3 protein-coding genes and 1 pseudogene are annotated in these 4,152 nt (G+C 50.3%); all 4 read left to right on the forward strand.

Features of this window, described 5'->3' with window-relative positions:
• Positions 1-795, forward strand: a 795-nt coding sequence (locus BLX24_RS29555) for an outer membrane beta-barrel protein (protein ID WP_071506814.1), incomplete at its 5' end; no start/stop codon positions are given.
• Between the two features lie 12 nt (positions 796-807).
• On the forward strand, positions 808-1,932 hold the full coding sequence (locus BLX24_RS29560; RefSeq protein WP_071506815.1) for a sensor protein KdpD: 1,125 nt from the start codon (positions 808-810) through the stop codon (positions 1,930-1,932).
• A complete protein-coding gene (locus BLX24_RS29565; protein WP_071506816.1) occupies positions 1,929-3,656 on the forward strand; it encodes a sensor histidine kinase in 1,728 nt (575 codons plus the stop codon). The genes BLX24_RS29560 and BLX24_RS29565 overlap by 4 nt, the downstream gene beginning before the upstream one ends.
• Before the next feature lie 193 nt (positions 3,657-3,849).
• Positions 3,850-4,152 (forward strand): annotated as a pseudogene (locus BLX24_RS29570) (PQQ-dependent sugar dehydrogenase); the annotation flags it as partial.

The following is a 4,152-nucleotide window of genomic DNA, read 5'->3' on the forward strand; positions in this document are numbered from 1 at the left end:
GTCATGCAGCATATCTATGAAGCGAATGCCGGTGTTAAGCTGTCGGGCAAGCGGGATCTGTGGCTGGATGCGGGTATTTTTTCATCCCACATCGGCTTTGAAAGTGCGGTAGGCCGCGATAACTGGACCCTGACACGAAGCCTGGTAGCCGAAAACTCACCCTACTACCTGGCAGGCGCCAAACTGACCTATAATACGCCAAACGGCAAATGGACCGTGCTGGGGGCTGTCGTCAACGGCTGGCAGCGGATAAAACGGCTTGATGGGCTAAGTACGCCGGGATTGAGTACGCAGCTACAATTCCGGCCAACCGGCTCACTCACGGTTAACTGGAGTACCTATTTCGGCTCTGACCGGCCGGACTCCCTGCGCCAGCGCCGGATGTACCATAATCTGTACACCCAGTTTCAGCAAGGAAAAGCAGGTCTCATTCTCGGGTTTGATATCGGCAGTGACCGTAAACCGGTTATTAACGGAAAGCGGACAGGCGAAGGAGCATATACCTGGCTTACACCGGTCGCGATCCTGCGTTACCGGTTTTCTGATAAATTCAGGATGGCAGGCCGGGCTGAATATTTTCAGGATAAACACGAAGTAGTTATTACGACGGGTACCGGAGGCGGATTTGAAACGACCGGTTATTCCCTGAATGCTGATTATGCCATAACCCCTCAGGCATTGTGGCGGATTGAAGTAAGGCAGTTTCATGGCAAAGGGACGTATTTCAACGATAAGGCAGGGACACCCTCACGGCTGAATACGGCAATAACCACCAGTTTATCCATTCAATTCTAACCAACGTGGCCAATGACCACCAATGATCAGAATGCCGAACGTTTTCTGAATCTGATCCGGGCTTCACGCCGGGGAAAATTCAAGGTATATATCGGGATGAGTGCCGGGGTCGGCAAAACATACCGTATGTTACAGGAAGCGCATGGCTTGTTGAAAAGTGGAATTGACGTCAAAATTGGCTTTGTCGAAACCCACCAGCGTCCTGAAACCCGGGCGCTGGTGGATGGGTTACCGGTAATTCCGCGCCGGTCGTTGTTTTACAAGGGAAAACAACTGGAAGAACTTGATCTGCAGGCGGTACTGAATCTGCACCCCGAACTGGTCATCGTCGATGAACTGGCCCATACCAATATTCCCGGTTCTAAAAATGAAAAACGGTGGCAGGACGTACTGGAGATTCTGGATGCGGGCATCAATGTGATTTCAGCGGTAAACATCCAGCATCTGGAAAGCCTGTTCGACGAAGTACAGCGGATTTCAGGCATTGAGGTGACCGAACGCATTCCGAACCGGGTTATTCAGCTGGCCGATGAGGTGGTGAATATTGACCTTACGGCCGACGAACTAATTACGAGGCTGAAGGAAGGGAAAATTTACGAAAAGACGAAAGTTGAAACGGCGCTCCGGAATTTTTTCCAGCCGGATAAGATCCTCCAACTGCGCGAACTCGCCTTGAAAGAAGTGGCCGTGCAGGTCGAACGGCGCGTTGACCAGGCCGTAATGAGCCCGAACGCCCTGCGCCACGACCGGTTTATGGCCTGTATCAGCAGCAATCCGCAGACCGCCCGCCGCATCATCCGGAAAACGGCACGGCTGGCGAGCTATTATAACTCCCGCTGGTATGTGCTTTATGTGCAGACCCCGGCCGAAAGCCCGGACCGGATCAAGCTGGATGTGCAGCGGCACCTGATCAATAACCTGAAACTCGCTACGGAGCTGGGGGCCGTGGTAATACAGGCCAAAGGAACGAATATTGTAGATTGCCTGATGGAGGAGGTTGAAAAAAGGCAGATTACGACCGTATGCATCGGAAAACCCCATTTTAAGCTGGTTCAGATCATTTTACGCACCTTTGCCTTTAATCAGCTGATCAATAACTTATCCGGATCGGATGTCGACTTAATTATTCTGTCATGACACTGAAATCGAAAATATCACTTGGCATGGGTTTCCTGTTTGTCATTGTCACGCTGCTCGGTGGATTAGGAGCCTATTACCTGAACCAGCTGGCCAATGATGCTAAGGAGATTCTGAAAGACAATTACATTTCGCTCGAATATGTTAATTCGATGCAGAAAGCGTTATTGGCCGGCCAGCCATCGGACCTTGATGACTTTGACAAAACCCTCAAAAGGCAGGAGGCCAATATCACTGAAGCCGGTGAACAACAGGCTACCGAAAGCCTGAGAAGGGCCTTTGACAATTTCAGAACGAATGCCGGTGATCTTAATAACCTGAAACGGGTACAGCAAAGCCTGATTCAGCTCGATGATATAAACCGGCAGGCGATGTTCCGGAAAAACGAAACAGCGGAGGCCACGGCGAAAAACGCCCTGGTCTGGCTGACTGTAGTCGGGGCTGTGTGTTTTCTGATCGTTTTCTCGTTTACCATTAATTTTCCGGGGTATGTGGCCAATCCGCTTGTTGAACTGACCAACAGTATCCGGCAGATCACGAGCCGGAACTTTGAAGAACGGCTATACTTTAAATCAGACGATGAGTTCGGCGAACTGGCGCGGTCGTTCAACAACATGGCCCAGAAACTGGACGAGTACGAACATTCTAATCTGGCCAAAGTGCTGTTTGAAAAACGCCGGATTGATACCCTGATTCAGATCATGACCGACGGAATTATCGGCTTTGACGAACGCCGGTCCGTGGTATTTGTCAATAAGGTAGCCGTGCAGCTGCTGGGTATACCCGAGAGCCGGCTGATCGGACAATATGCGCCTGATGTAGCCCTGCATAATGACCTGCTGCGGAGTCTGCTTCAGGCGGGTGCCGGTCAGGCTCAGGAGGCAGCCATGTTAAAGATTTTTGATCCCGAAAGCGGAAAGGAAAACTACTATACCAAACACATTCAGCCGGTTAAGGTGCTGCGGACCGGTGAGGAGCAGCCGGTAGATGCCGGTTTTGTGATTGTACTGAAAAATATCACCCCCTACAAAGAGCTTGATCTGGCTAAAACCAACTTTATTGCCACGGTTTCTCATGAGCTGAAAACGCCGATCAGCGGGATCAAAATGAGCCTGAAGTTGCTGGACGACAACCGGGTGGGTGCTCTGAATCCGGATCAGCACGCCCTGGTCGGCCATATCCGGGAAGACGCTGACCGTCTGCTGGCGATTACCGGCGAATTACTCAATCTGGCTCAGGCCGAATCGGGTCAGATTCAGCTGCGCGTGCAGTCTGTGCCGCCCGCGGACCTCATTTCAGTCGCCAGAAATGCCATTTCTGTTGCCGCCGCACAGAAGAAGATTGCGATCCGCACTACGGTTGATCAGGGAGTGCCCCAGGTTGCAGCCGACCCTGACAAGGTTTCGTGGGTATTAATCAATCTGCTGTCGAATGCTATCCGGCACAGCCCGGAGGAGTCAGGTATTGATGTTGGCCTGCAGGTTGAGGGGAATGTCGTCCGGTTTACGGTCCGGGATTATGGGACCGGCATTAAACCGGAATACCGGAACCGGATTTTTGAGCGGTATTTTCAGGCCCCCAATCAGGAAGGAAAACAGGGAGGGACAGGGCTTGGCCTGGCCATTTCCAAAGAATTTATCGAAGCGATGCACGGACAAATTGACGTGGATAAGCAAATCGAAAACGGGGCTCTTTTCTATTTTACGTTACCAGTTGCTGCCTAAGGGCTGATTGCCGGTTAAGTCAATTCTTTACATCGTAAAGAAAATGGTTACCATTTATGTTCGGATTGTAATAAACTTATAAAAATGTAATTATTTGTAGCTCAGGTTTAATTTTTCGGTTTTGAAGAATCCGTGTTCTTTACGTAATTTGTACGTATAGCGTTTTCTAACGTCCCTTAAACCTGATGATATAATGTTTACTTCGCTGTTAACGCGCCCGCTTTCGGTGGTGCTGCACCTGACCCTGTTCACGGGACTGGCCTCCTTTATTGTTCAGGATGATTCCGGAAAGCCGGATGATACCCGTTTTACACCGGTTGTTGTTGCGGAAGACCTCGACGAGCCGATGTCTTTTGAGATTCTGAAAGACGGAACTGCCTTTATTGTAGAGCGCAAAGGCGCTTTAAAAAAATATGACCCTGAAACCAAAACGGTTGACCTGATTGCAACCATACCGGTTAATACCAAATATACCTCCAAAGAAGGAAAGGTATCT

It is taken from the genome of Arsenicibacter rosenii, assembly GCF_001870735.1.
In the GTDB taxonomy this organism is placed as follows: domain Bacteria; phylum Bacteroidota; class Bacteroidia; order Cytophagales; family Spirosomataceae; genus Arsenicibacter; species Arsenicibacter rosenii.